This is a genomic window from Comamonas kerstersii, from assembly GCF_008801935.1.
Taxonomy (GTDB): domain Bacteria; phylum Pseudomonadota; class Gammaproteobacteria; order Burkholderiales; family Burkholderiaceae_C; genus Comamonas; species Comamonas kerstersii.
The window spans coordinates 52,054-75,272 of record NZ_VZOT01000012.1 but is presented as its reverse complement, the minus strand read 5'-3'; the positions used below and the strand labels follow the sequence as shown (position 1 = coordinate 75,272).

Below are 23,219 nucleotides of genomic sequence, written 5' to 3'. Positions count from 1 at the left end.
CCGGCTTTGACGCTGCTGCTGCTACCGGCGGCTCTGCAGCCGTTGAAACCGTGGCGGCTGTGGCTGATTCGGGCAAGAGCGCCTTTGTGGGCCGTGAAGTGACCAAGAGCGACCGCCCTGAGCTGACGGCCGCCAAGATCATCGTCTCCGGTGGTCGTGCGCTGGGCTCGGCCGAGAAGTTCAACGAAGTCATCACCCCGCTGGCCGACAAGCTGGGCGCGGCCATTGGTGCTTCCCGTGCAGCTGTGGATGCAGGTTACGCCCCCAACGACCTGCAAGTGGGCCAGACTGGCAAGATCGTGGCACCTCAGCTGTACATCGCAGCCGGTATTTCGGGCGCGATCCAGCACCTGGCAGGCATGAAGGACTCCAAGGTCATCGTGGCCATCAACAAGGACCCTGAGGCTCCCATCTTCTCGGTGGCGGACTATGGTTTGGAAGCAGACCTGTTCGAGGCAGTTCCTGCACTGGTGCAGGCGCTGTAAATCGTGCGGAATAAAAGGAGGGTTTGCCCTCCTTTTTGCATTAGAGCCTCAGATGCCCCCGGCTGCATTGGACAGCGCATGACAGCGCATGCCGGCGAGCAGAACTTCGAGGGGGCGACGGGCAGAGCGGATCTCCCGAAACATGAATCAGCAAGCACATAACAAGAGACACACAAGCATGAGAGGACTGGGTTCACGCATATTCGCCAGCTGCTTGCTGGCTGTTGGTACCTGGGGGAGCACCCTGGCATATGCCGATTGGGTGATTGGGCAGGTGGGGCCGTTTACGGGGGCGTCCGCTGTGCAGACCAAGGCCTATGCGCAGGGCATGCGACTGTATTTCGACCAGGTCAACCGCCGCGGCGGAGTGCATGGCGAGCGCCTCAAGTTGGTCACGGCCGATGATCGCGGCGTGCCGGAAACCACGGTAGAGCAGACCCGAACGCTGCTGCAGGACTACAAGCCCGTGGCGCTGGCTGGCTATTTTGGTAACCGCAATCTGCGTCATCTGCTGGACAGCCAGTTGCTGGCGCAGCACAGTATCAGTGTGGTGGGCTTTCAGAGCACAGACATGCAGGTGCTGAATGCGCCTCAGATGTTCAGTACGCGTGCCGGGCTGCCGCAGGAGCTGGAAAAAATTGCCAGGCATCTGGCTACGCTGGGGCTGCTGGATCTGGCGCTGGTGTATGACGACCGTGAACCTGAAGAAGCCCAGGCACTGGAGCAGCTGGTGCGAGAGACGGTAGCCAATGCTGGCGCCCGTCTGGTGACCAGCATGAAGATGCAGGGCCACAGAGTGGGGCAGGCTTCTGATGTGGATAGCCTGCAGAAGGCGCAGCCGTACATACAGGCCATTATTGTGGTGGCCTCCAGTCCCATGACAGCCGGGTTCCTGGAGCGCTATCGACTGGAGGGTGGGGCTGCGCAGATCTACGCCATCTCCAGTGCCGATATTGAACAGCTGGCGGTGCGTCTGCCGGTGGAGCTGATGCGTGGGGTGTCGATTGCACAGGTGGTGCCCAACCCCTACCGTTCCAACAACAAGCTCAACAAGGAGTTTCGTGATCTGGTGCGCCAGAACGGGGGCGAAGAACAGCAGCCCGTGAGCTACGCCATGATGGAAGGTTTTGTGAATGCCAAGGTGCTGGTGGAAGCCATGCGCCGCAGCACTGCTCCATTGACGGCTGAGCAGCTGAGCAGCAGCTTGCGCAGTCTGGGGCCGGTGGATCTGGGCGGCTACTGGGTGGGTTTTCGGCCCGGTGAGCAGGTGGGATCCAAATTCGTAGACCTGAGCATTGTCAATGCCCAGGGTCGGGTAACCCAATAAAAATGTAGCTGTCAGCGCAGATTTCATCTGCGTTTCCTGCCATTTTTTATATAAAAGAAAGACGAGACAATGAGTTTTACCGCACCTGTCAAAGACATGCTGTTCTGCATGGAGCACCTGGCCAATCTGCCACAGGTGGCACAGATTCCCGGGTTTGAAGACGCCAGCCTGGAAACCGCCCAGGCCGTGCTGGAAGAAAGCGCCAAGCTCTGCGAAGGCGTGATTGAGCCGCTGAACGTGCCCGGTGATACCCAGCCTTCGAGCTTTGCCGAAGGCAAGGTTGTGACCACGCCTGGCTTCAAGGAGGCCTACCAGCAGTACGTGCAAGGCGGCTGGCAGGGCTTGCAGCACCCTGTGGACTTTGGCGGGCAGGGCCTGCCCAAGACCATTGGCGCAGCCTGTGTGGAAATGCTCAATGCCTCCAACATCAGCTTTGCACTGTGCCCGCTGCTCACCGACGGTGCCATCGAAGCACTGCTGACCGCAGGCAGCGATGCACTCAAGGCCAAATACCTGGAGAAGCTGGTCTCGGGCGAGTGGACGGGCACCATGAACCTGACTGAACCCCAGGCTGGCTCGGATCTGGCGCTGGTGCGCACCAAGGCGGAGCCTCTGCCCGATGGCACCTACAAGATTTTTGGCACCAAGATCTTCATCACCTATGGTGAGCACGACATGGCTGAAAACATCATCCACCTGGTGCTGGCCCGCGTGGCCGGTGCGCCGGAAGGTGTCAAGGGCATCAGCCTGTTCGTCGTGCCCAAGTTCCTGGTCAATGACGATGGCAGTCTGGGGGCACGCAACGATGTGCATTGCGTATCCATCGAACACAAGATGGGCATCAAGGCATCGCCCACGGCTGTGCTGCAGTACGGTGACAACGGTGGTGCGATTGGCTACCTGGTGGGCGAAGAAAACCGGGGGCTGGAGTACATGTTCATCATGATGAACGCCGCCCGCTACGGCGTCGGCCTGCAGGGCATTGGCGTGTCTGAACGTGCCTACCAGCGTGCCGTGCAGTATGCGCGTGACCGGGTACAAAGCCGCCCTGTGGATGGCAGCGTGGCAGGCAGTGCCGCCATCATCCATCACCCCGATGTGCGCCGCATGCTCATGACCATGCGCTCCGTGACCGAAGCCTGCCGCGCCATGGCAAGCACGGCAGCGGCGGCTTATGACGCTGCCCATCACCATCCGGATGCCGAAGTGCGCAAGGCCAACGCTGCTTTCTACGAATTCATGGTGCCGCTGGTCAAGGGCTACAGCACGGAGATGAGCCTGGAAGTGACCAGCCTGGGCGTGCAAGTGCATGGCGGCATGGGCTTTATCGAAGAAACCGGTGCGGCCCAGTACTACCGCGATGCCAAGATTCTGACCATCTACGAAGGCACAACCGCCATTCAGGCCAATGACCTGGTAGGCCGCAAGACCGCCCGCGATGGCGGCGAGAACGCCAAGGCGATTGCCGCGCAGATTGCCAAGACCGAAGCCGAACTGCGTGCCAGCGGCTCGGCAGCAGCGCTGTCCATGGCGGATCGCCTGCAGTCGGCACGCGAAGCTTTTCTGCAGGTGGTGGACTTTGTGGTGGGCAAGGCCAAGGCATCGCCCAATGCCGTGTACGCAGGCAGCGTGCCCTACCTGATGCTGGCAGGCAATCTCATGGCGGGCTGGCAGATGGGCCGTGCCATGCTGGTGGCGCAGGACAAGCTGGCACAGGGCGAGGACGTGCCATTCATGCAGTCCAAGATTGCCACCGCCCAGTTCTATGGCGAGCACATTCTGACCCGTACGGCCAGCCTGCGCGACAGCATCCTGCTGGGCGGCGAAAGCGCCTGTGCACTGCCGCTGGAAGCGTTCTGACACCCGTGTGACAGTCTGAGCCTCAGGCACTGTCACTCTGCTCATAGACTCTGAAAAAAATAGCTGCTGGCGCTTGTATATCGGGCGCTGGCAGCCAGTTTCTTTCCAATTTAAGACGGAGACGTTTGCATGTCCAAGATTCCTGCAGTGCTGCAAAACCTGGCGCTGCCAGTCATTGGCTCGCCGCTGTTCATCATCAGCAATCCCAAGCTGGTCATTGCCCAGTGCAAGGCCGGTATCGTGGGCTCCATGCCAGCACTGAATGCGCGTCCTGCGGAACAGCTGGACGACTGGCTGGCCGAGATCACCGAGGAGCTGGCGGCTCACAACAAGGCGAACCCCGATGCACCTGCGGCTCCCTTTGCCATCAACCAGATCGTGCACAAGAGCAATGACCGTCTGGAGCGTGACATGGAAGTCTGCGCCAAGTACAAGGTGCCGGTCGTCATCACCAGCCTGGGCGCGCGTGAAGATGTGAACCAGGCGGTACACAGCTGGGGTGGCGTGGTGCTGCACGATGTGATCAACAACAAATTTGCGCGCAAGGCCATTGAAAAGGGCGCAGACGGCCTGATCGCCGTAGCCGCTGGCGCCGGAGGCCACGCAGGCACCAAGAGCCCGTTTGCTCTGATTCAGGAAATCCGCCAGTGGTTTGACGGCCCGCTGGCACTGTCTGGCTCCATGGCAACTGGTGGTGCGGTGCTGGCTGCACAGGCCATGGGTGCAGACTTTGCGTACATGGGTTCGCTGTTTATCGCCACCGATGAAGCGCGGGCCGATGCGGCCTACAAGCAGGCCATCGTGGACTGCAATTCTGACGACGTGATCTATTCCAACCTGTTCACAGGCGTGCATGGCAACTATCTGGCTCCATCCATCCGCGCTGCAGGTCTGGACCCCGACAACCTGCCAGTGTCTGATCCCAGCGCCATGAACTTTGGCTCGGGCCGTACCAAGGCCTGGAAAGACATCTGGGGCTGTGGTCAGGGCATTGGCGTGATTGACCGGGTTCAGCCCGCTGCGGACGTGGTGGCACGCCTGAAGCAGGAGTACCAGGCAGCACGAGCGCGGTTGCTGGGAGCGTGATCTCCAGATATTCCCCAAAGCACCTCCGGGTGCTTTTTTTATGCGCGGCAGCGTGATGTCCTGCAGCAACGCTAAGACTTGCACGGGTATGGTGTGCAGGGCATGGCGCGCAGTTGCTAGCATGTGCTGTTTTCTTTTTGTTGCAGACTCCCACACGATGACCACCACTGAGACTCCACCGCCAGACGGCACGGCAGCGACCCGCGCACGAAGACCCGTACAACCTGGCAGTGGATGGCTGGTGATGGCCTCTTTGCTGTGGCTGCCTCAGGCCGCCTTTATCGCCTGGGCTGTGCAGTGCTTTGCCAATGGGCAGGGCATGCAGTATCTGGGCTGGCAGGTCGCAGGTGTGGCCGTTTGCGGTGTCTTGCGCGCTCTGTGTGAGGGGCGTGGTGTGCGCGTGACCTATGTGCATGCACGTGCACAGGTCAGCCAGTTGCGGGAGCAGGCCCTGCAGGCGCTGGCCCAGACTTCGCCCATGGACCGCACGCGTACTCCATCCGGCCTTGCAGCCAGTGCGCTGGCCGAGCAGGCCGAAGCCATCGTGCCCTGGCTGTCGCGCTATCAGCCAGCGATGTGGCGCGTCATGGTGGTCTCACCCCTGATCGCTGTGGCGGTGGCCACGCAATCCTGGGTGGCGGCCCTGATTTTGCTGTTTGCCGCACCCCTCATCCCCCTGTTCATGGCGATCGTGGGCTGGCGTGCCAAGGCCGCCAGTGAAGCCCAGATGGTGGAACTGGGGCAGATGAATGGTTTTTTGCTGGACCGCCTGCGTGGCCTGAGCACGCTGCGCGCCCTGCATGCGGTGCCGCACACGGCCAGCCGCCTGCGTGCGCATGCCGAATCGCTGCGCGTGCGCACCATGCGCGTGCTGCGTATTGCCTTTTTGTCGTCTGCAGTGCTGGAGCTTTTTTCTGCACTGGGCGTGGCCATGGTGGCCATGTATGTGGGCTTTCATCTGCTGGGTAATCTGCCGTTTGGTGCCTGGGGCGACAAGCTCAGTCTGGGCCAGGCGCTGTGGGTACTGATGCTGGCCCCCAGCTTTTTTGATCCGCTGCGTGAGCTGTCTGCCGTCTGGCATGACCGTGCAGCGGGGCAGGCCGCCATGGAAGGTCTGCAGGCTCTGAGCCAGCAGCGCAAGCCCTTGCCTGCAGCGCTACAACCAGTGCCTGAGGCCGTGTCGCGCAGTGCGATGGGTGTGCGCACCCATGATCTGCAGGTCGCCGTAGATGGTGAGGCCATGCTGGCCCCCGTCAACCTGGATATTCAGCCCGGAGAGCATGTGGCCATCTGGGCGCCCAGCGGTGCGGGTAAATCGGTGCTGCTGGCGCAGCTGGCAGGCTTGTTGCCCGTGCCTGCGGGGCAGCTGGAGCTCGATGGGCGGCGCATGCAGGAGCAGGACTGGCCCGTCATGCGTGCACGCATGGCCTGGATGAGCCAGCAGCCGCATATCTTTGCAGGCAGCGTGCCGCGCAATGTGCATCTGGGGCGTGAGGGGGGGGAGCCTGCTGCTGTGCAGCATGCCTTGCATCAGGCAGGGCTAGGCAAGGCCTTTACCCAGCGCTACAGCACCAGCCTGGGGGAAGCAGGGCAGGGCCTGTCTGGTGGTGAAGCCGTACGACTGGGGTTGGCGCGCATGGCCGTGCAGCAGCATGCAGGCCTGTGGCTGGTCGATGAACCCACGGCCCACCTGGATCCGGCAACCGGCGAGCAAGTCATGCACAACCTGCGCGAGATGGCGTCTGGCAAGACCTTGATTGTTGCGACCCATGATCCAGCCCTGGCGGCGCTGATGGACCACACCATTGCGCTGAAGGAGGTGGCCGCATGAAAAAACAACGCATGGGTTTGCGGCAGATGGCTCGTCTGCTGGGGCAGATGGCGCCGCGGCACTGGTGGCTGGGCGGGATGCTGATGGCAGCGCTGACCGTCACCATGGGCATGGCATTGCTGGGCCTTTCCGGCTGGTTTATTGCAGCCACGGCCATTGCCGGGCTGCTGCCAGCGACAGCCATGGTCTTTGACATTTTCATGCCCTCGGCAGGCATTCGCCTGCTGGCCATGGGGCGTACCGCTTCGCGCTATGGCGAGCGTCTGGTCACACACGAAGCCACACTGGCCGTGCTGGCAGCGCTGCGGGAAAAACTCTTTCTGGGCTGGGCACAGCCTGGCGCGGCGCGTCAGCTGCAGCTGCGCCCTGCGCGCCTGCTGCAGCGCCTGACGGCAGATGTGGATGCGCTCGACAGCCTGTATCTACGCCTGATGGTGCCTGTGGCCGCAGCTGCAGGTGCTGTGCTGCTGGCCGCCATCGTGCTGGGTGCTCTGACCTGGTGGCTGGGCGTGGCTGTGCTGCTGGGCCTGTGCGTGGCTGGCGGTGGTCTGGCCTGGTGGCTGCTGCAGCGCAGCCATGTGCCAGCCCTTCGTCGCGCTGTGGCGCTGGAGCGCCTGCGTGCCCAGGCCGTGGATGTGGTGGCCGGGCAGACCGAGCTGCTCATGGCCGGTCAGCTGCCCCGAGCCTGTGAGCAGCTCATGCAGGCGGATGCCCGCGTGGCGCAGGCTGACCATGCGCTCAATCGTCTGGACGCGCAGGCTGCCACCGGCTTTGGTGTGGCCGGTGCATTGGTGCTGGCAGGTGTGCTGGCCATGGCTGGCTGGCTGGTACAGGCGGGTGTGATCGGCGCTCCGGGCGCTGCGCTGGCCTTGCTGGTAGCGCTGACGGCCATGGAGCCTTTTGCCGCACTGCGCCGTGGTGCGCTGGAGGCCGGGCGCACGCGGCTGGCTGCGCGTCGATTGGGCGAGCGCCTGCAGGAGCCGGTCAGTGATGCACCCAGCTGGCAGCCTCCGGCAGATGCAGACACCGCCTTTGTGCTCGATCAGGTCACGGTGCAGCACGCCAGCTCTGCCGTGCCTGCGCTGCATCAAGTCAGCCTGCGCATTACGAAAGGCGAAAGGCTGGCCCTGGTGGGCCCCAGCGGCGCTGGCAAATCTACCTTGCTGGAAGTGCTGGCCGGTGAGCTGTCCGTGACGGCAGGCACCGTACAGGCCATGCCCAGTGTGTGGCTGACCCAGCGCGTGGCGCTGTTTCAGGATTCCATTCGCGACAACCTGCGCCTGGCAGCCCCGGAGGCAGACGATGCTGCGCTGTGGGCGGCGCTCGAAGACGCGGGGCTGGCCGCCGATGTACGCGCCATGCCCAAGGGGCTGGACACCATGCTGGGTGAAGGTGGCCTGGGTCTGTCGGGTGGGCAGGCACGCCGCCTCGGTCTGGCACGATTGTTTCTGTCACCGCAGCCCTGCTGGCTGCTGGATGAACCCACGGAAGGGCTGGATGCTGCCACGGCGCGTGATGTACTGCAGCGGCTGATGCAGCGGGCTGCAGACAAAACCGTCGTGCTCAGTACACATTTGCAACGAGAAGCGTTAATGACTGACACAGTTGTATGCATTGAAACTGGTAGTGTGCGTGGGCAAGCAAAAAAAGTAGCAGCCAGTTTTGATGAGTGGGTAAAGTGCTTGCGCCCTGACTGATGGCCTGTTGTGCTGGGAGATAAGTCGACAGGTTGCGTATATGGCTGTTTTGGAAAGAAGTCCCTCGAGGAAAGGATGCCACCATGGAACTCGATATCGTCGATATATCGCGACTGCAATTCGCGGTAACGGCGCTCTACCACTTTTTATTCGTGCCGCTGACCCTGGGTCTGTCGGTGCTCATCGCCATCATGGAGACGGTCTACGTGATGACGGGGCGCACCATCTGGCGCGACATGACCAAGTTCTGGGGCGTGCTGTTCGGTATCAACTTCGCCATGGGAGTGGCGACTGGCGTGGTCATGGAGTTCCAGTTCGGCATGAACTGGAGCTACTACAGCCACTACGTGGGTGACATCTTTGGAGCACCTCTGGCGATTGAAGGTCTGATGGCCTTCTTCCTGGAAGCCACCTTTGTGGGCCTGTTCTTCTTCGGCTGGGACCGTATGACCAAGGTGCAGCACTTGATTGCCACCTGGCTGGTTGCCGCGGGCTCCAACTTGTCGGCGCTGTGGATCTTGATTGCCAACGGCTGGATGAACGTTCCCGTGGGCGCGGTGTTCAATCCGCAGACCATGCGCATGGAGGTGCATGACTTCTTTGCCGTGCTCACCAACCCTGTGGCGCAGACCAAGTTTGTGCACACCGTCTCGGCGGGTTACACCGTGGCAGCTGTCTTTGTGCTGGGCATTTCGGCCTGGTATCTGCTCAAGGGCCGCCATATTGAGCTGGCCAAGCGTTCCATGACGGTGGCTGCATCCTTCGGCCTGGCGGCATCGCTGTCCGTGGTGGTGCTGGGTGATGAGTCGGGCTATCTGACTTCCGAGCACCAGAAGGTCAAGCTGGCGACCATTGAAGCCATGTGGGAGACAGAGCCTGCACCAGCTTCCTTCACCCTGTTCGGCATTCCCGATCAGGAAAAGATGGAAACCAAGTACGCCATCCATATTCCATGGGTCATGGGCCTGATCGGTACCCGCTCGCTCGATACTCCGATTGAAGGCCTCAAGGAACTGGAAGCACGTGCGCAGACCCACATCCGCAATGGTGTGCTGGCGTATGACGCGCTACAGAAAATCCGTCAGGTCAAACCGGGCGAAACCATTCCTGCCGATGTGCAGCAACAGTTTGAAGACAACGGCCACTGGCTGGGCTATGGCCTGCTGCTCAAGCGCTATGTCGATGACCCGCGCAATGCCACAGAAGCGCAGATCCATCTGGCAGCGCGTGATTCGATTCCCCCAGTGTTCCCGATCTTCTGGAGCTTCCGCATCATGGTGGCCTGCGGTTTCTTCTTCATCGCACTGATGGTCACCTTCTTTGTGCTCTCGGCCCGTCGCCGTCTGGATGCCCACCCCTGGCTGCTCAAGGTGGCGGTCTGCGCCATTCCTCTGCCGTGGATTGCGGCCGAGTGCGGCTGGATCGTGGCAGAAGTGGGCCGTCAGCCCTGGATTATTGAAGGGGTGCTGCCAACCGCCATGGCGGTGTCGAACCTGGGCGTAGGGACGGTGCTGTTTACGCTGTGCGTGTTCATTGCGATCTACACCGTGATGTTCATCATCGAAATGAAGTTGATGCACCGCGCCATCGTGAAGGGGCCAACGATGACCTCAGACCCAGACCCGCACGGCATGACAGCTGCTGCGCCTGCACCTGCGCTGGCCTCTGGCAAGCATGAGCAATAAACATAAGAGGGTCGCACCATGATCTTGCATGAACTGATTAGCTACGACGTCCTGCGCGTCATCTGGTGGCTGCTGCTGGGCATTTTGCTCGTCGGCTTTGCCGTCACCGACGGTTTTGACCTGGGGGCAGCCGCCTTGCTGCGCATCACTGGCAAGACCGATGTAGAGCGCCGTGTGGTGATCAACACCATCGGCCCTGTCTGGGAAGGTAACCAGGTCTGGCTGATTCTGGGCGGTGGAGCCATCTTCGCAGCCTGGCCGATGCTGTATGCCATTTCCTTCTCCGGCTTTTACCTGGCCATGTTTGCCGTGCTGGTGTGCCTGATCGTGCGCCCCGTGGCCTTCAAGTTCCGCAGCAAGCGTGACAGTGCCACCTGGCGCAACACCTGGGACTGGTTGCTGACGCTGTCCGGCTGGGGCGCTGCCCTGGTGTTTGGCGTGGCTGTGGGCAATGTGCTGCTGGGCGTGCCTTTCCGCCTGACCGACGATCTGCGCATGTTCTGGGAGGGCGGCTTCTTTGACCTGTTCACGCCATTTGCCCTGCTGTGCGGTCTGGTGTCGCTGTGCATGCTGCTGATGCACGGCGCTGTGTGGCTGGTCTTCAAGACCGAAGGTGTGGTGCAGGAGCGTGCCAGCCGCTGGGGCATGGTGGCTGCACTGCTGACCGTGCTGCTGTATCTGGCAGCCGGCCTGTGGCTGGCCAAGCTGCAAGGCTATGTGCTGACCGAGCCCATGAGCACCGTAGGCCCGTCTAACCCGTTGTTCAAGAGTGCGGGTGTGGCTGAGGGTGCCTGGCTGGTCAACTACGCCAAGCAGCCTGTGCTGTGGATCGTTCCTGCGCTGGGCCTGCTGATGCCGCTGATTGCTGCCTGGGCCATCAAGGGCCGCCATGAGTGGACGGCGCTGCTGTCCAGCGGAGTAGGCATTGCCGGCATCATTTTGAGCGTGGGCGTGTCCATGTTCCCCTTCATCTTGCCTTCGTCGGTAGACCCCGGCATGAGCCTGATGGTGTGGGATGCCTCTTCCAGCCACCTGACGCTGTTCATCATGCTGGTGTGCGCCGTGATCTTCATGCCCATCATCCTGGCCTATACCAGCTGGGTGTTCCACATCATGCGTGGCAAGGTCAAGGAAGAAGAGATTGAAGGCGGCAAGGGCCACGCCTATTAAAAACAGAGCAGCCAGCGCTTGGTATTCATGGCTTTGAAAGTCTTTGGATGCCTAAAGCTAAGTAGTACAAGCGCTGGCAGCTATCACTATTGAAGTTTGAAAGGAAGTCGCAATGTGGTACTTCGCTTGGATTCTGGGCCTGCCGCTGGCCGCAGCGTTTGCCGTACTCAATGCCATGTGGTTTGAGCTGCTCGAAGATGACGCCCAGCGCGCGCAATGGCTGCGCAAAGGGGATGAGGGCTAAGCAGGCATAGCGCCTTACCCCTCATACCGAAAACACCGCACGACGCCACGTCTGCGGTGTTTTTTTATGCCTGTGGCAGGCGCGAAAGCCACGCCATAACGATCAAGTAAATACCCTAGTTAAAAGATAGATATGTAACACTTGCTAGCATTTCTTCAATTTCAGAAATTACTGAAATTAAAGAATATGATTACATCCATGTCTTCTTTGCAAAGCTTGTCAGGGCAGCGCTGCCAGGCCCCGTGGTCTGAGGAAGCGGGATACCTTTCGTGCTGCAAACCCCACCCCATCGTCATGCCTGAAAAATAAAAAAGAGAGCGCCAAGCGCTTGAAAGATAAGGGTTCAATGGCAAAAAAGCTTGGAAATTTGCATGTGGCCAGCGCTGCTTTGCCATTGCGCCCCTATGGATCACTGCCCATTGATGCACTGCTGCCGCGTTGCGTGGAGCGATGCCATCACTGCCACCTGTGCTGCACGGCACGTGGCAACCAAGTTTTTGAGGAATCCCATTAGAAAGGAATTGCCATGGACCTCGACATCGTCGATTTATCGCGGCTGCAGTTTGCGATAACGGCGCTCTACCACTTCTTGTTCGTTCCGCTGACCATTGGCCTGTCGATTCTGGTGGCCATCATGGAAACCGTCTATGTGATGACGGGCCGCACCATCTGGCGCGACATGACCAAGTTCTGGGGCGTGCTGTTCGGTATCAACTTCGCCATGGGCGTGGCCACGGGCGTGGTCATGGAGTTCCAGTTCGGCATGAACTGGAGCTACTACAGCCACTATGTGGGCGATATTTTTGGTGCCCCGCTGGCGATTGAAGGTCTGATGGCCTTCTTCCTGGAAGCCACCTTTGTGGGCATGTTCTTCTTCGGCTGGGACCGCATGACCAAGGTGCAGCACCTGATTGCGACCTGGCTGGTGGCCATTGGCTCCAACTTCTCGGCGCTGTGGATCCTGATTGCCAACGGCTGGATGCAAAACCCCGTGGGCGCGGTGTTCAACCCCCAGACCATGCGCATGGAAGTGCATGACTTCTTTGCTGTGCTCACCAACCCTGTGGCGCAGGCCAAATTTGTGCACACCGTCTCGGCCGGTTACACCGTGGCTGCCATCTTTGTGCTGGGCATTTCGGCCTGGTATCTGCTCAAGGGCCGTCATACCGAGCTGGCCAAGCGTTCCATGACGGTGGCTGCATCGTTCGGCCTGGCGGCATCGCTGTCCGTGGTGGTGCTGGGTGACGAATCTGGTTATCTGTCGTCCGAACACCAGAAGATGAAGCTGGCGGCCATCGAAGCCATGTGGGATACAGAGCCTGCACCCGCCGCCTTTACCGCCTTTGGTTTCCCTGACCAGGAGGCCCGCGAAACCCATTTCGCCGTGCATATTCCATGGGTCATGGGCCTGATCGGTACCCGCTCGCTGGATACACAGATTCCCGGCATCAACGAGCTGGTGGCCAGCGCACAGGATCGCATCGTCTCTGGCGTCAAGGCCTATGACGCGCTGCAGACCATCCGCTCCTACAAGCATCCTGACCAGGTGCCAGCAGACGTGACCGCTGCGTTTGAAGACAACGGCAGCAATCTGGGCTATGCCCTGCTGCTGATGCGCTACACCGACGATCCCCGCAAGGCGACGGCCGAGCAAATCATGCAGGCTGCCAATGACACCGTGCCTCCTGTGGCGCCTCTGTTCTGGAGCTTCCGCGTGATGGTGGGCCTGGGCATGTTCTTCATCGTGCTGACTGCGACCTTCTTCGTGCTGTCTGCCCGCCGCCGTCTGGATGCCCACCCCTGGCTGCTCAAGCTGGCGGTGCTCTCCATCCCCTTGCCGTGGATTGCGGCCGAGTGTGGCTGGGTGGTGGCCGAACTGGGTCGCCAGCCCTGGATCATTGAAGGGGTGCTGCCGACAGCCATGGCTGTCTCCAACCTGGGTGCAAGCACGGTGCTGCTGACGCTGGGCCTGTTCATCGCCATCTATACCGTGATGTTCATCATTGAAATGGTGCTGATGCGCAAGGCCATCCTCAAGGGGCCGCAGGAAGAAAGCGCGCCCCATCTGAGCGCGTATGAGCCGCTGTCCAAGTAACCCGAGGAGTCACACATGATCTTGCATGAACTGATTAGCTACGACGTCCTGCGCGTCATCTGGTGGCTGCTGCTGGGCATTTTGCTCGTCGGCTTTGCCGTCACCGACGGTTTTGACCTGGGGGCAGCCGCCTTGCTGCGCGCTACGGGCAAGACCGATGTAGAGCGCCGTGTGGTGATCAACACCATCGGCCCTGTCTGGGAAGGCAACCAGGTCTGGCTGATTCTGGGTGGCGGTGCCATCTTTGCTGCCTGGCCCATGCTGTATGCCATCTCGTTCTCGGGCTTTTACCTGGCCATGTTTGCCGTGCTGGTGTGCCTGATCATTCGTCCTGTGGCCTTCAAGTTCCGCAGCAAGCAAGAAAGCACTGCCTGGCGCAACACCTGGGATTGGCTGCTGACGCTGTCCGGCTGGGGCGCTGCCCTGGTGTTTGGCGTGGCCATGGGCAATGTGCTGCTGGGCGTGCCTTTCCGCCTGTCGGATGACATGCGCATCTTCTGGGACGGCAGCTTTTTTGACCTGTTCACGCCATTTGCCCTGCTGTGCGGTCTGGTGTCGCTGACCATGCTGCTCATGCACGGTGCTGCCTGGCTGGTTTTCAAGACCGAAGGTGCGGTGCAGGCCCGCGCTACCCGCTGGGGTGTGATGGCCGCCGTGTTGACCACCGTGCTGTATGTGGTGGCAGGCTTGTGGCTGGCCAAGCTCAGCGGCTTTGTGCTGACCGAAGCCATGAGCACCACAGGCCCTTCCAACCCCATGCTCAAGTCTGCTGCCGTAGGTGAGGGCGCCTGGCTGGCCAACTATGCCAAGCAGCCCCTGCTGTGGATCGTGCCTGCCATCGGCGTGTGCATGCCGCTGCTGGCTGCGCTGGGCATGAAACTGCGCCGTGAATGGCTGGGGCTGATGAGCAGCGGTCTGGCTATCGCTGGCATTGTGCTGAGCGTGGGCGTGTCCATGTTCCCCTTCATCCTGCCTTCGACGGTCAACCCCCAGTTCAGCCTGATGGTGTGGGACGCCTCGTCCAGCCACCTGACGCTGTTCATCATGCTGGTGTGCGCCGTGATCTTCATGCCCATCATCCTGGCCTATACCAGCTGGGTGTTCCACATCATGCGTGGCAAGGTGCAGGAAAAGGAAATTGAAGGCGGCAAGACCCACGCCTATTAAAAAAAGAGCTACCAGCGCTTGATATTCAAAGGTTTGAAAGTCTTTGAATATCTAAAGTCAAACAGCACAAGCGCTGGCAGCTATCACTATTGAAGTTTGAAAGGAAATCGCAATGTGGTACTTCGCTTGGATGCTGGGCCTGCCGCTGGCTGCAGCGTTTGCCGTACTCAACGCCATGTGGTTTGAGCTGATGGACGATGAAGCCACCCGCAAGCAGCTGCAGGACCCGTCCGCAGGCTGAGCATCGGTTTTCGTGTGCGTCAAAGCAGCAAAGGCAGCCTTCGGGCTAATGCCAGTCAGTGACTTAACTGACTGGCATTAGCCGAAGTGGCGGTTTTTTGTCTTCAGGCTGCCAGTTGCTGCGCGTGGTGGCGCAGGTGGTCTTCGATGAAGGTCTGGATGAAGTAGTAGCCGTGGTCGTAGCCACCCTGGCGGCGCAGGGTCAAAGGCTGGCCCAGCTGGGCGCAGGCTGCCTCAAAGGCTTCTGGCAGCAGCTGCTTTTCGTGCAGGAATTTGTCGGCCATGCCCTGGTCAATCAGGATGCCTGCGGGGTAGGGCGCCTTGCCCTGCTTTGCCATGAGCAGTGTGGCGTCGTACTGTGCCCAGACGGCGCGGTTGTCACCCAGGTAGCCGGTGAAGGCTTTTTCACCCCAGGGACAGTTGCTGGGGTTGGCAATGGGGGCGAAGGCCGACAGGCTCTTGAACTTGCCAGGGTGGCGCAGGGCCAGCGTGAGTGCGCCGTGACCGCCCATGCTGTGGCCGCAGATGCCCAGGCGTTGCAGGTCGATGGGCAGGTAGCGGCCAATCATGGGCAGCAGCTCATCGATGATGTAGCTTTCCATGCGCCAGTTGCGCGCCCAGGGCATTTGCTGGGCATCGAGGTAAAAGCCTGCGCCTACGCCGAAATCCCAGCTGTCGGCTTCGCCCTTGACGTTGGCACCACGCGGGCTGGTGTCGCAGGTAATCAGGGCCATGCCCAGTTCGGCTGCCAGGCGCTGTGCGCCAGCCTTGATCATGAAAGTTTCTTCCGTACAGGTCAGTCCGGCCAGGTACAGCAGGGCGGGTACTTTTTCGCCCTGAATGGCCTGTGGAGGCAGGTAGACCGAGAACTTCATGGACAGGCCAATTTCGCGGGAATCGTGCTGGTAGTAGCGCTGTGCGCCACCAAAGCAGGCGTGGGCGTTGATCAGTTCAAAAGGGGTGGACATGGGGCTACTCCTGGAAAAATAGCTGCTTGCGCTGCTTGCATAAGACTTTCCGATGGAAAACATTCAGAAAGCTAATATTTGCAAGCGCAAGCTGCTCTGGTCTTAACAGTTTGTCTGCAAAAGCTGTGCCCAGTGTAGGGCGCGCCAGCCATTTATGGCTTGTGGCTGGCCGCAGCCGCTGCTGCAGCGGCACGCAGCTTGTCTTTCTTGCTGGGGCGCTTGCCTTTGATGCCGCCATGGTTGCCATCTTCATGCGGCGCACGTTCTGGGGCTTTTTCGGTGACGGGGTAGGCAGGCAGCGTCTCCAGTTCGATGTTGAGCTGGTTGCGCTTGGCAATCAGCTTCCAGTGCGCCTGTGTGGCGGGAGAGACGAAGCTGATGGCTGTGCCCGACAGGCCTGCACGGCCTGTGCGGCCGATGCGGTGGGTGTAGTCATCGGCGGAGCGTGGCAGGTCATAGTTGACCACTACGGGCAGGGCGTCGATATGAATGCCGCGCGCCGCCAGATCGGTGGTGATGAGCACCTGCCACTGGTGGTTCTTGAACTCCTGCAAGACCTTCTCGCGCGCGCCCTGGCTGAGTTCGCCGTGGAAAGCCGTGGCGTAAATCTTCCTGGCGTAGAGCTTGTTGGCCACATGCTCGGCGCTGTAGCGGCTGGCGACGAACACCAGAATACGCTGCTCCGGGTATTGCGTAATCAGCTCATGCAGCAAGCTGGTGCGTCTGGCGGCATCCACATAGATGGCGCGCTGGGCAATGGCGGCATCTTGCTGGTGGGTGTTCTCCACTTCCACGCTCACATGGCCTTCGCGCAGCAGCTGGCCCACCAGCGTCTGCACAGCAGGGCCAAAGGTGGCAGACAGCAGCAGGGTCTGGCGTGCAGTTTTGGCGGGCAGCAGGGCCAGCACTTGCTCCAGTTCTTCGGCAAAGCCCAGATCCAGCAGGCGGTCGGCCTCATCCATCACCAGGGTGCCGATGGTGTGGAGTTTGAGCTGGCTGTGTGCCACCACGTCCAGCAGGCGGCCGGGCGTGGCAATCACCATGTCTGCACCGCCGCGCAATGCCATCAGCTGTGGGTTGATGGAGACACCACCTGTGAGCACCGCCACCTTGGGGCGGCGGCCCATGGCTTCGCCTACGTGGTAGATCAGCTCGGCCACCTGCGCCGCCAGCTCACGTGTGGGCACCAGGACCAGCGCCTGCGTGCTGCGCGAGCCCTGGCGTTGGGCAGCATCGCTGAGCAGCCATTGCTGCAGCAAGGGCAGGACATAGGCCGCTGTCTTGCCAGAGCCAGTGGGCGCGCAGGCGCGCAGATCGTGGCCGTTCAAGATGGCAGGAATGGCTTGAGACTGCACGGGAGTGGGTGCAATCAGTCCTTGAGAAGCAGCAGCATGGGCCAGCGAAGGCGCAAGGCCAAGGGCAGAAAAGGGCATGGGCAAACGCGAGGATGTAGCGTTGAAAAGCAAAGGCTGCGATTGTCGGTCCTGCCGCAGCTTTGTGTGCGGCAAGGACTTTTGCAGCCCTTGCGGGGGAACCTTTGGTGGATGCAGTGCTCAGCTAAAGGGTGAGTCGCACTGCAAGTGCCCGGCGCGCTGGCAGATGGTCTTGATGGATGTTGAAAGAAAGGGAAAAACAACCCATGGGTGTTTTATGGAAAGCGGTTGCCGTACTGGGACTGGCTTTGGGGGCTGCGCAGGCGCAGGCTGAGTTTGTGAGCATTGCTGGCAAGAGCGTGAATGTGCGGCAAGGCCCGTCAACCCAGCATGATGTGAGCTGGGAGCTGAGCAAGGGCTACCCCATGAAAGTGACACAAAAGCGCGGCAACTGGCTGAAAGTGCGCGACTTTGAAGGGGAGCTGGGCTGGGTCTACAGACCTCTGACCGGCAAGCAGGCCCACCATATCGTCAAAGTACCCAAGGCGAATATGCGCACCGGCCCTGGCACGCAATACAAGAAAGTTGCCAGCTTTGAGCAATACGACCTGCTCAAGACGCTGGACAAGAAAAACGGCTGGGTCAAAGGCCAGGCCAGCAATGGAAAGACGGGCTGGATCTCCAAGAAACTGCTGTGGGGCTGGTAAGCACCAGGCCATAGTTCCACAATGAAAGAAAGCGCTCCGAGGAGCGCTTTCTTTATGCGGGATTCAAGTTTTTAGTACTTGACCACCGAGCGGATGGACTTGCCTTCGTGCATCAGATCAAAGGCTTCGTTGATCTTTTCCAGTGGCATGGTGTGGGTAACGAAAGGTTCCAGCTGGATCTTGCCTGCCATGGCGTCTTCCACCATGCCGGGCAGCTCGGTGCGGCCCTTCACGCCACCAAAGGCCGAGCCCATCCACTTGCGGCCGGTGACCAGCTGGAAGGGGCGGGTGGAAATTTCCTGGCCCGCGCCTGCCACGCCAATGATCACGCTCTGGCCCCAGCCGCGGTGGGCGCATTCCAGCGCTGCGCGCATGACGTTCACATTGCCGATGCACTCAAAGCTGTGGTCCACGCCCCAGCCCGTCATCTCCACGATGACTTGCTGGATGGGCTTGTCGTAGTCCTTGGGGTTGATGCAATCGGTCGCGCCAAAGGTCTTGGCCAGATCGAACTTGGCGGGGTTGGTGTCGATGGCAATGATGCGGCCGGCCTTGGCCTGCTTGGCGCCCTGGATCACGGCCAGACCAATACCACCCAGACCGAACACGGCCACGGTGTCGCCTTCCTGCACCTTGGCGGTGTTCTTTACGGCGCCCAGGCCGGTGGTCACGCCGCAGCCCAGCAGGCAGACTTGCTCGTGGTTGGCTTCGGGGTTGATCTTGGCCAGCGACACTTCGGCCACCACGGTGTATTCGGAGAAGGTGGAGCAGCCCATGTAGTGGTAGATGGGCTGGCCGTTGTAGGAAAAGCGCGTCGTGCCATCGGGCATCACGCCCTTGCCCTGGGTGGCGCGCACGGCAGTACACAGGTTGGTCTTGCCGCTCTTGCAGAACAGGCACTCACCGCACTCGGCGGTGTACAGCGGAATCACGTGGTCACCGGGCTTGACGCTGGTCACGCCTTCGCCCACTTCCACCACAATGCCAGCGCCCTCGTGGCCCAGCACCACAGGGAACAGGCCCTCGGGGTCTTCACCGCTCAAGGTGAAGGCGTCGGTGTGGCACACGCCGGTGTCGGTGATCTTGATCAGCACTTCGCCCTTCTTGGGAGGGGCGACATCGATTTCCACGATTTGCAGGGGTTCTCCGGCCTTAAAGGCCACGGCGGCGCGGGATTTCATGGTCAAGTCTTTCTCTGGAAGGGTTCAACATGGGGTGGTGCGCTGTGCAGTCACCCTGAGCGATAAGTATGAATGTAGGCGATCGCGGCCAACCCATAAAGCCCTATGGCCGCATGCGGAAGAACTTTGGCCGAATATGAGGAGTGTTGGCATATTCGGTCATGCACCGTATACAAAGCTGGCGTGCCAGCCAATAAGTACCAAATTGGCCTTTCACGCTTATTCTGACTGCGCTAGTAGCTCTATTTTTTATAGTTATGGCCCACCACCACTGCGGCGCGCACCGCGTCGATATTGTTGTCTACCCCGGTTTCAAGGCGCTGGAGGCCATTGGCCCGATGTCGGTCTTTGAGTATACGAATGTGCATCTGCGCCAAAAAGGGCTGCCAGATGGCTATGCCCTGCGCGTGGTGGCAGCGGGCAAGGGCTTAGTGCGCTCCGATACCTTGATGGCGCTGGAGGCTACGCACACCTTGACCGATGTAGAGCAGGACACGGGCTGCACCGTGCTACTGGTGGGTGCGCGCCACATTGCCACGGTGCTGCAGGCCAGCGCCCCGCTGGTGGATTGGGTGGGGCGTGTGGCGCCGCAGGTGGCGCGCACCATTGCCCTGTGCAGCGGCAGCTTCTTCCTGGCCGAGGCCGGGTTGCTCAACGGCCGCCGCGCAGCCACACACTGGAGCGTGGCGCAGGCGCTGCAGCGCCGCCACCCCGAGGTGCGGGTGGATGCCGATGCCATCTATGTGCGCGAGGGGCCGTACTGGACCTCCGCCGGGGTGACGGCGGGCATTGATCTGGCGCTGGCCGTGGTGGAGCAGGATTTTGGCCATGCGCTGGCACTGGAGGTGGCGCGCGACCTGGTGATGTACCTCAAGCGCCCCGGCGGGCAGTCGCAGTTCAGCGTGCAGCTGGCCAGCCAGGCCGTGCAGCACAGTGGCGTGCGGCTGGTGCAGCAGTGGGTGCTGGCGCATCTGGATCAGCCCATGCCGCAGGCGCTGCTGGCTGAAAAAGCGGCCATGAGCGAGCGGCACTTTCGCCGCGTGTTCCAGCAGGAAACGGGCAGCACGCCCAGTGCCTTTGTGGAGAACGCGCGTCTGGAGGGCGCCAAGCAGTTGCTGGAAACGCGTGGCGATCTGCCCCTGAAGACCGTGGCGGCCAAGGTGGGGCTGGGGTCGGAACAGGCGCTGCGCCACCTGTTTCAGAAAAAGCTGGGTATCACGCCCGTGGCCTACCGCGAACGCTTTGGCGATTAGGCTGCACTGGCGCGCACGGGGTGCATGCCTGGCGCGAAGAACGCAGCGCATTGCGGCGTTACAGCGCGGGCACGCTCCAGGAGGCCAGCAGATCGGCCAGCTCGTCCACGGCGGACGGCGGTTGCTGCGCCGGGGCTTCAGTGCCCCCTGTGCCCTTGGTCGCGGATGCGCCAGCACAGATAGTGGGCGTGGGGGCGGGCGGTGCCGATGGCAGCAACTGCAGCAGGTTCAGCTGCGGGTTGACCAGCCACAGGCACATCACATAGGTGGCCGTGGCAATGGCCGGGTCACCGCGCTCCAGACGGGCCATGGTGGGTTGGGAAATGCCCAGCCGCTGCGCCCACTGTGCCTGGGTTTCGCCCCGCGCCTTGCGGGTGGCAACGATGTGCTGCGCCACTTGCTCAATTTGCGACAGGATGAAGGGCGGAAAGTCTGCGGGGCAGGTGTTCTGGCGGGGCATGGGGCCGATGGTAGTACCGTTGATCGGAAATTTTATAACTCTATGAATAATTTTCTGACTGCGCCATCATCAGCAGGCATCCTGAAAACCATAGCGCCAGGTGCTTTAACGGTAAGCGCTACAGCATATTTTGACGATGAAACAGGGTGGTGGATGCGGTGATGCATCCGCACCGCATCGCATCTGTATGTGGGCAGGCCGGTAAGTGGGCATGGAAGGCTGGCGGTGTGGCCGCACGCCTGCGGTGGGTGATGGCTGCTGGTATGCCCCTGAGTTTCTGGTCAGTACGTCCGTCACGCTGCTGCAAACCCGCCCGCCTGGCAGCACCCCACTGCCACTGACGCTGCAGCTGCAGTGGGGGCTGGTACTTTTTAAAAAGCATAGATTTCAGTGCTGGCGGGGCAAGCGCTAAATGCTAAAACGGCGGAGTAAACGGTGGGCTGCACCGGTATCAGTCGCCCATCACCACGCCTTCGCGGCGTGGGTCGGCACCACCCAGCCACAGTTGCTTGCCGTGTGCCATGCCGCGCGTGATGGCCTGCAGGCCGCTGGTCAGTTCTTGCTCCTTGACTTCCGCACCACGTGTTCGCAGGGCCTGCACCGTGCTGGGCGGAAACTTTCCTGCTTCCAGCAAGCTGGGGCCGTTGAGGCTGCTGAAGTTGGGCAGGTTGATGGCCTGCTGTGGCATCAACCCCCAGCCCAGCACGCCTTGCAGCGTCTTGGCCGTGTAGTGGATGATTTGCGCCCCGCCGGGGCTGCCAGCGCTCATCACCAGCTCGCCGGTTTCCTTGTCGAATACCAGCGTGGGCGCCATCGAGGAGCGTGGTCGTTTGCCGGGTTCGACGCGGTTGGCAATGGGCTGGCCGTCTGCTGTGCGCGGGGCCAGGCTGAAGTCGGTCAGCTCGTTGTTGAGCAAAAAGCCATGCACCATCTGGCGGCTGCCGAACTGGTCTTCGATGGTGGTCGTCATGGCCAGTGCATTGCCATAGGCATCCACAATGCTGATGTGGCTGGTGCCGTACTCGATCTGCTCTGGCATGGGGCCATGGCTGACCTGTACTTTGCCCGGGATGCCGGGTTGTGCCACCTTCATGCTTTGCTGGCCAATCAGGCGCGCACGCTCCTGCAGGTAGCGGTTATCCAGCAGGTTCAGCCAGTCGCCGCCCGGGGCTCGCACAAAGTCAGGGTCGGCTACGTACAGCGCACGGTCTGCAAAGGCCAAGCGTGCGGCTTCGGTGTAGTAGTGCAGCCAGTCGGCTGTGGGCAGGCCGTCTGCGCCCAGCGGCATGCTGGCCGCAGGCGTGTGGCTCAGAATGCCGAGGATTTGCCCCACCGCAATCGCTCCGGAGCTGGGTGGTGGAAAGCCGCAGATGCGGTAGCTGCGCACGGGCAGCTGGCCTTGCGGTGTCCAGTCATGGCACAGGGCTTCACGCTGTTTGGGCTGGTAGCTGGCCAGATCCTGCAGGGACAGCACGCCAGGGTTGGTGGGGTGGCTGCGTACCTTGTCCACAATGGCCTGGGCTATTGCACCTTCGTGCAGGGCCTTGCTGCCATCACGGGCAATGGCTCGCAGCACCTGGGCGTAGGCGGGGTTTTGCAGCACCGTGCCTACGGGCAGAGGCTGCCCATCGCTGCCGTAGAGGTAGGCGCGCGCAGCAGGGTCCTGCGCCAGATATTTTTCCTTGAGCAGCAGGCTGTGCAGGCGGGGGCTGAGCTTGAAGCCTTGCTCAGCGAGCTGGATGGCTGGCTCGAACAGCGCGGCCCATGGCAGTTTGCCGTACTCCTTGTGCGCAAGCTCCAGCATGCGTACTGCGCCGGGTGTGCCTACAGAGCGGCCGCCAACCACAGCGTCATGAAAGGCCATGGGTTTGCCGTCAGGCTTGAGAAACAGGCTGTCTGTTGCGGCTGCAGGTGCGGTTTCACGACCGTCATAAGCCTGCACCTTGTTGCCTGCTGCATGCAGCAAAAAGGCACCGCCACCAATGCCGCTGGATTGGGGCTCCACCAGGCCCAGCACCATCTGCACGGCAATGGCTGCGTCAACGGCACTGCCACCAGCCTTGAGAATTTGATAGCCCGCATCAGTAGCCAGCGGATTGGCCGCTGCCACGGCAAATTTTTCTGCAGCCCAGCCAGGCTTTTCGGTCCAGCCTGAACTGCCTTCGGGCTGATCCGGTATCTGGTAGCTGAAGCGGTGGCTGTCTGAAGTGGGTGTGCTGCTGCAGGCAGCTAGCAGCGCCGCGGAAAGCACAACGCCCAGCACAGAGGCTGGGCGTTGCATGCTGATTGGAAGCTTACGCATGGGCCATCTCCTCGTTGAGTGAAGGCCCAGTGTGCGCCAAAAACGCAGTCCTGACAGCAGAGGCTTTACGCCCCTGCTGGTTTTTCAG

Annotated in this window: 19 protein-coding genes; 14 read left to right on the top strand and 5 right to left on the bottom strand. The window is 61.2% G+C overall.

Annotation, left to right across the window (positions count from 1 at the left end; translation table 11 throughout):
* From F7P80_RS13880 to cydX (F7P80_RS13820), 12 genes are all read left to right on the top strand, one after another.
* On the top strand, positions 1–485 hold a 485-nt coding region (locus F7P80_RS13880; protein WP_211372044.1), incomplete at its 5' end, for an electron transfer flavoprotein subunit alpha/FixB family protein.
* A 178-nt stretch (positions 486–663) separates the two neighbouring features.
* Complete coding sequence (locus F7P80_RS13875) at positions 664–1,812, top strand: ABC transporter substrate-binding protein (protein ID WP_151045567.1); 1,149 nt, start codon at positions 664–666, stop codon at positions 1,810–1,812.
* 69 nt (positions 1,813–1,881) lie between these two features.
* Positions 1,882–3,672: an acyl-CoA dehydrogenase gene (locus F7P80_RS13870; RefSeq protein ID WP_054065886.1), complete on the top strand. Its 1,791-nt coding sequence runs from the start codon at positions 1,882–1,884 to the stop codon at positions 3,670–3,672.
* Positions 3,673–3,801: 129 nt separating this feature from the next.
* The gene (locus F7P80_RS13865) at positions 3,802–4,758 is read left to right on the top strand and encodes an NAD(P)H-dependent flavin oxidoreductase (RefSeq protein ID WP_151045565.1); all 957 of its coding nucleotides are present in this window, start codon (positions 3,802–3,804) and stop codon (positions 4,756–4,758) included.
* 157 nt (positions 4,759–4,915) lie between these two features.
* On the top strand, positions 4,916–6,589 hold the full coding sequence (gene cydD, locus F7P80_RS13860) for a thiol reductant ABC exporter subunit CydD (protein ID WP_151045563.1): 1,674 nt from the start codon (positions 4,916–4,918) through the stop codon (positions 6,587–6,589).
* Entirely contained in the window at positions 6,586–8,286 is a 1,701-nt protein-coding gene (locus F7P80_RS13855) for an amino acid ABC transporter ATP-binding/permease protein (RefSeq protein WP_151045562.1), read from the top strand. Before cydD ends, F7P80_RS13855 begins: the two co-directional genes overlap by 4 nt.
* 83 nt (positions 8,287–8,369) lie before the next feature.
* On the top strand, positions 8,370–9,971 hold the full coding sequence (locus F7P80_RS13850) for a cytochrome ubiquinol oxidase subunit I (protein ID WP_151045560.1): 1,602 nt from the start codon (positions 8,370–8,372) through the stop codon (positions 9,969–9,971).
* An 18-nt stretch (positions 9,972–9,989) separates the two neighbouring features.
* Positions 9,990–11,141: a cytochrome d ubiquinol oxidase subunit II gene (gene cydB, locus F7P80_RS13845; RefSeq protein ID WP_151045558.1), complete on the top strand. Its 1,152-nt coding sequence runs from the start codon at positions 9,990–9,992 to the stop codon at positions 11,139–11,141.
* A 112-nt stretch (positions 11,142–11,253) separates the two neighbouring features.
* On the top strand, positions 11,254–11,385 hold the full coding sequence (gene cydX / locus F7P80_RS13840; RefSeq protein ID WP_054065891.1) for a cytochrome bd-I oxidase subunit CydX: 132 nt from the start codon (positions 11,254–11,256) through the stop codon (positions 11,383–11,385).
* Positions 11,386–11,911: 526 nt separating this feature from the next.
* Complete coding sequence (locus F7P80_RS13830) at positions 11,912–13,480, top strand: cytochrome ubiquinol oxidase subunit I (protein ID WP_151045555.1); 1,569 nt, start codon at positions 11,912–11,914, stop codon at positions 13,478–13,480.
* A gap of 15 nt (positions 13,481–13,495) precedes the next feature.
* Positions 13,496–14,647, top strand: coding sequence for a cytochrome d ubiquinol oxidase subunit II (gene cydB / locus F7P80_RS13825; RefSeq protein ID WP_151045553.1), 1,152 nt, complete (start codon positions 13,496–13,498; stop codon positions 14,645–14,647).
* Positions 14,648–14,759: 112 nt separating this feature from the next.
* A complete protein-coding gene (cydX, locus tag F7P80_RS13820) occupies positions 14,760–14,888 on the top strand; it encodes a cytochrome bd-I oxidase subunit CydX (RefSeq protein ID WP_054066437.1) in 129 nt (42 codons plus the stop codon).
* A gap of 103 nt (positions 14,889–14,991) precedes the next feature.
* On the opposite strand, the gene fghA is transcribed toward cydX (F7P80_RS13820), so the two are convergent.
* Positions 14,992–15,855, bottom strand: a complete 864-nt coding sequence (gene fghA, locus F7P80_RS13815) for an S-formylglutathione hydrolase (protein WP_077344465.1) — start codon at positions 15,853–15,855, stop codon at positions 14,992–14,994.
* Between the two features lie 152 nt (positions 15,856–16,007).
* On the bottom strand, positions 16,008–17,288 hold the full coding sequence (locus tag F7P80_RS13810) for a DEAD/DEAH box helicase (protein WP_151045552.1): 1,281 nt from the start codon (positions 17,286–17,288) through the stop codon (positions 16,008–16,010).
* Between the two features lie 206 nt (positions 17,289–17,494).
* Between F7P80_RS13810 and F7P80_RS13805 the strand changes: the two genes are divergently transcribed.
* Positions 17,495–17,935, top strand: coding sequence for an SH3 domain-containing protein (locus tag F7P80_RS13805; RefSeq protein ID WP_170265391.1), 441 nt, complete (start codon positions 17,495–17,497; stop codon positions 17,933–17,935).
* A 71-nt stretch (positions 17,936–18,006) separates the two neighbouring features.
* On the opposite strand, the gene F7P80_RS13800 is transcribed toward F7P80_RS13805, so the two are convergent.
* Positions 18,007–19,116, bottom strand: coding sequence for an S-(hydroxymethyl)glutathione dehydrogenase/class III alcohol dehydrogenase (locus F7P80_RS13800; protein ID WP_054066430.1), 1,110 nt, complete (start codon positions 19,114–19,116; stop codon positions 18,007–18,009).
* 257 nt (positions 19,117–19,373) lie between these two features.
* Here F7P80_RS13800 and F7P80_RS13795 point away from each other — a divergent pair, with 257 nt between their 5' ends.
* On the top strand, positions 19,374–20,369 hold the full coding sequence (locus tag F7P80_RS13795) for a GlxA family transcriptional regulator (RefSeq protein ID WP_151045548.1): 996 nt from the start codon (positions 19,374–19,376) through the stop codon (positions 20,367–20,369).
* 58 nt (positions 20,370–20,427) lie between these two features.
* Here the strand turns inward: F7P80_RS13795 and F7P80_RS17210 are convergent, their stop codons facing one another.
* Both F7P80_RS17210 and F7P80_RS13785 read right to left on the bottom strand, forming a co-directional pair.
* On the bottom strand, positions 20,428–20,829 hold the full coding sequence (locus F7P80_RS17210) for a helix-turn-helix domain-containing protein (RefSeq protein WP_249041481.1): 402 nt from the start codon (positions 20,827–20,829) through the stop codon (positions 20,428–20,430).
* Positions 20,830–21,280: 451 nt separating this feature from the next.
* Complete coding sequence (locus F7P80_RS13785) at positions 21,281–23,110, bottom strand: gamma-glutamyltransferase family protein (RefSeq protein ID WP_151045575.1); 1,830 nt, start codon at positions 23,108–23,110, stop codon at positions 21,281–21,283.
* Positions 23,111–23,219: the final 109 nt, after the last annotated feature.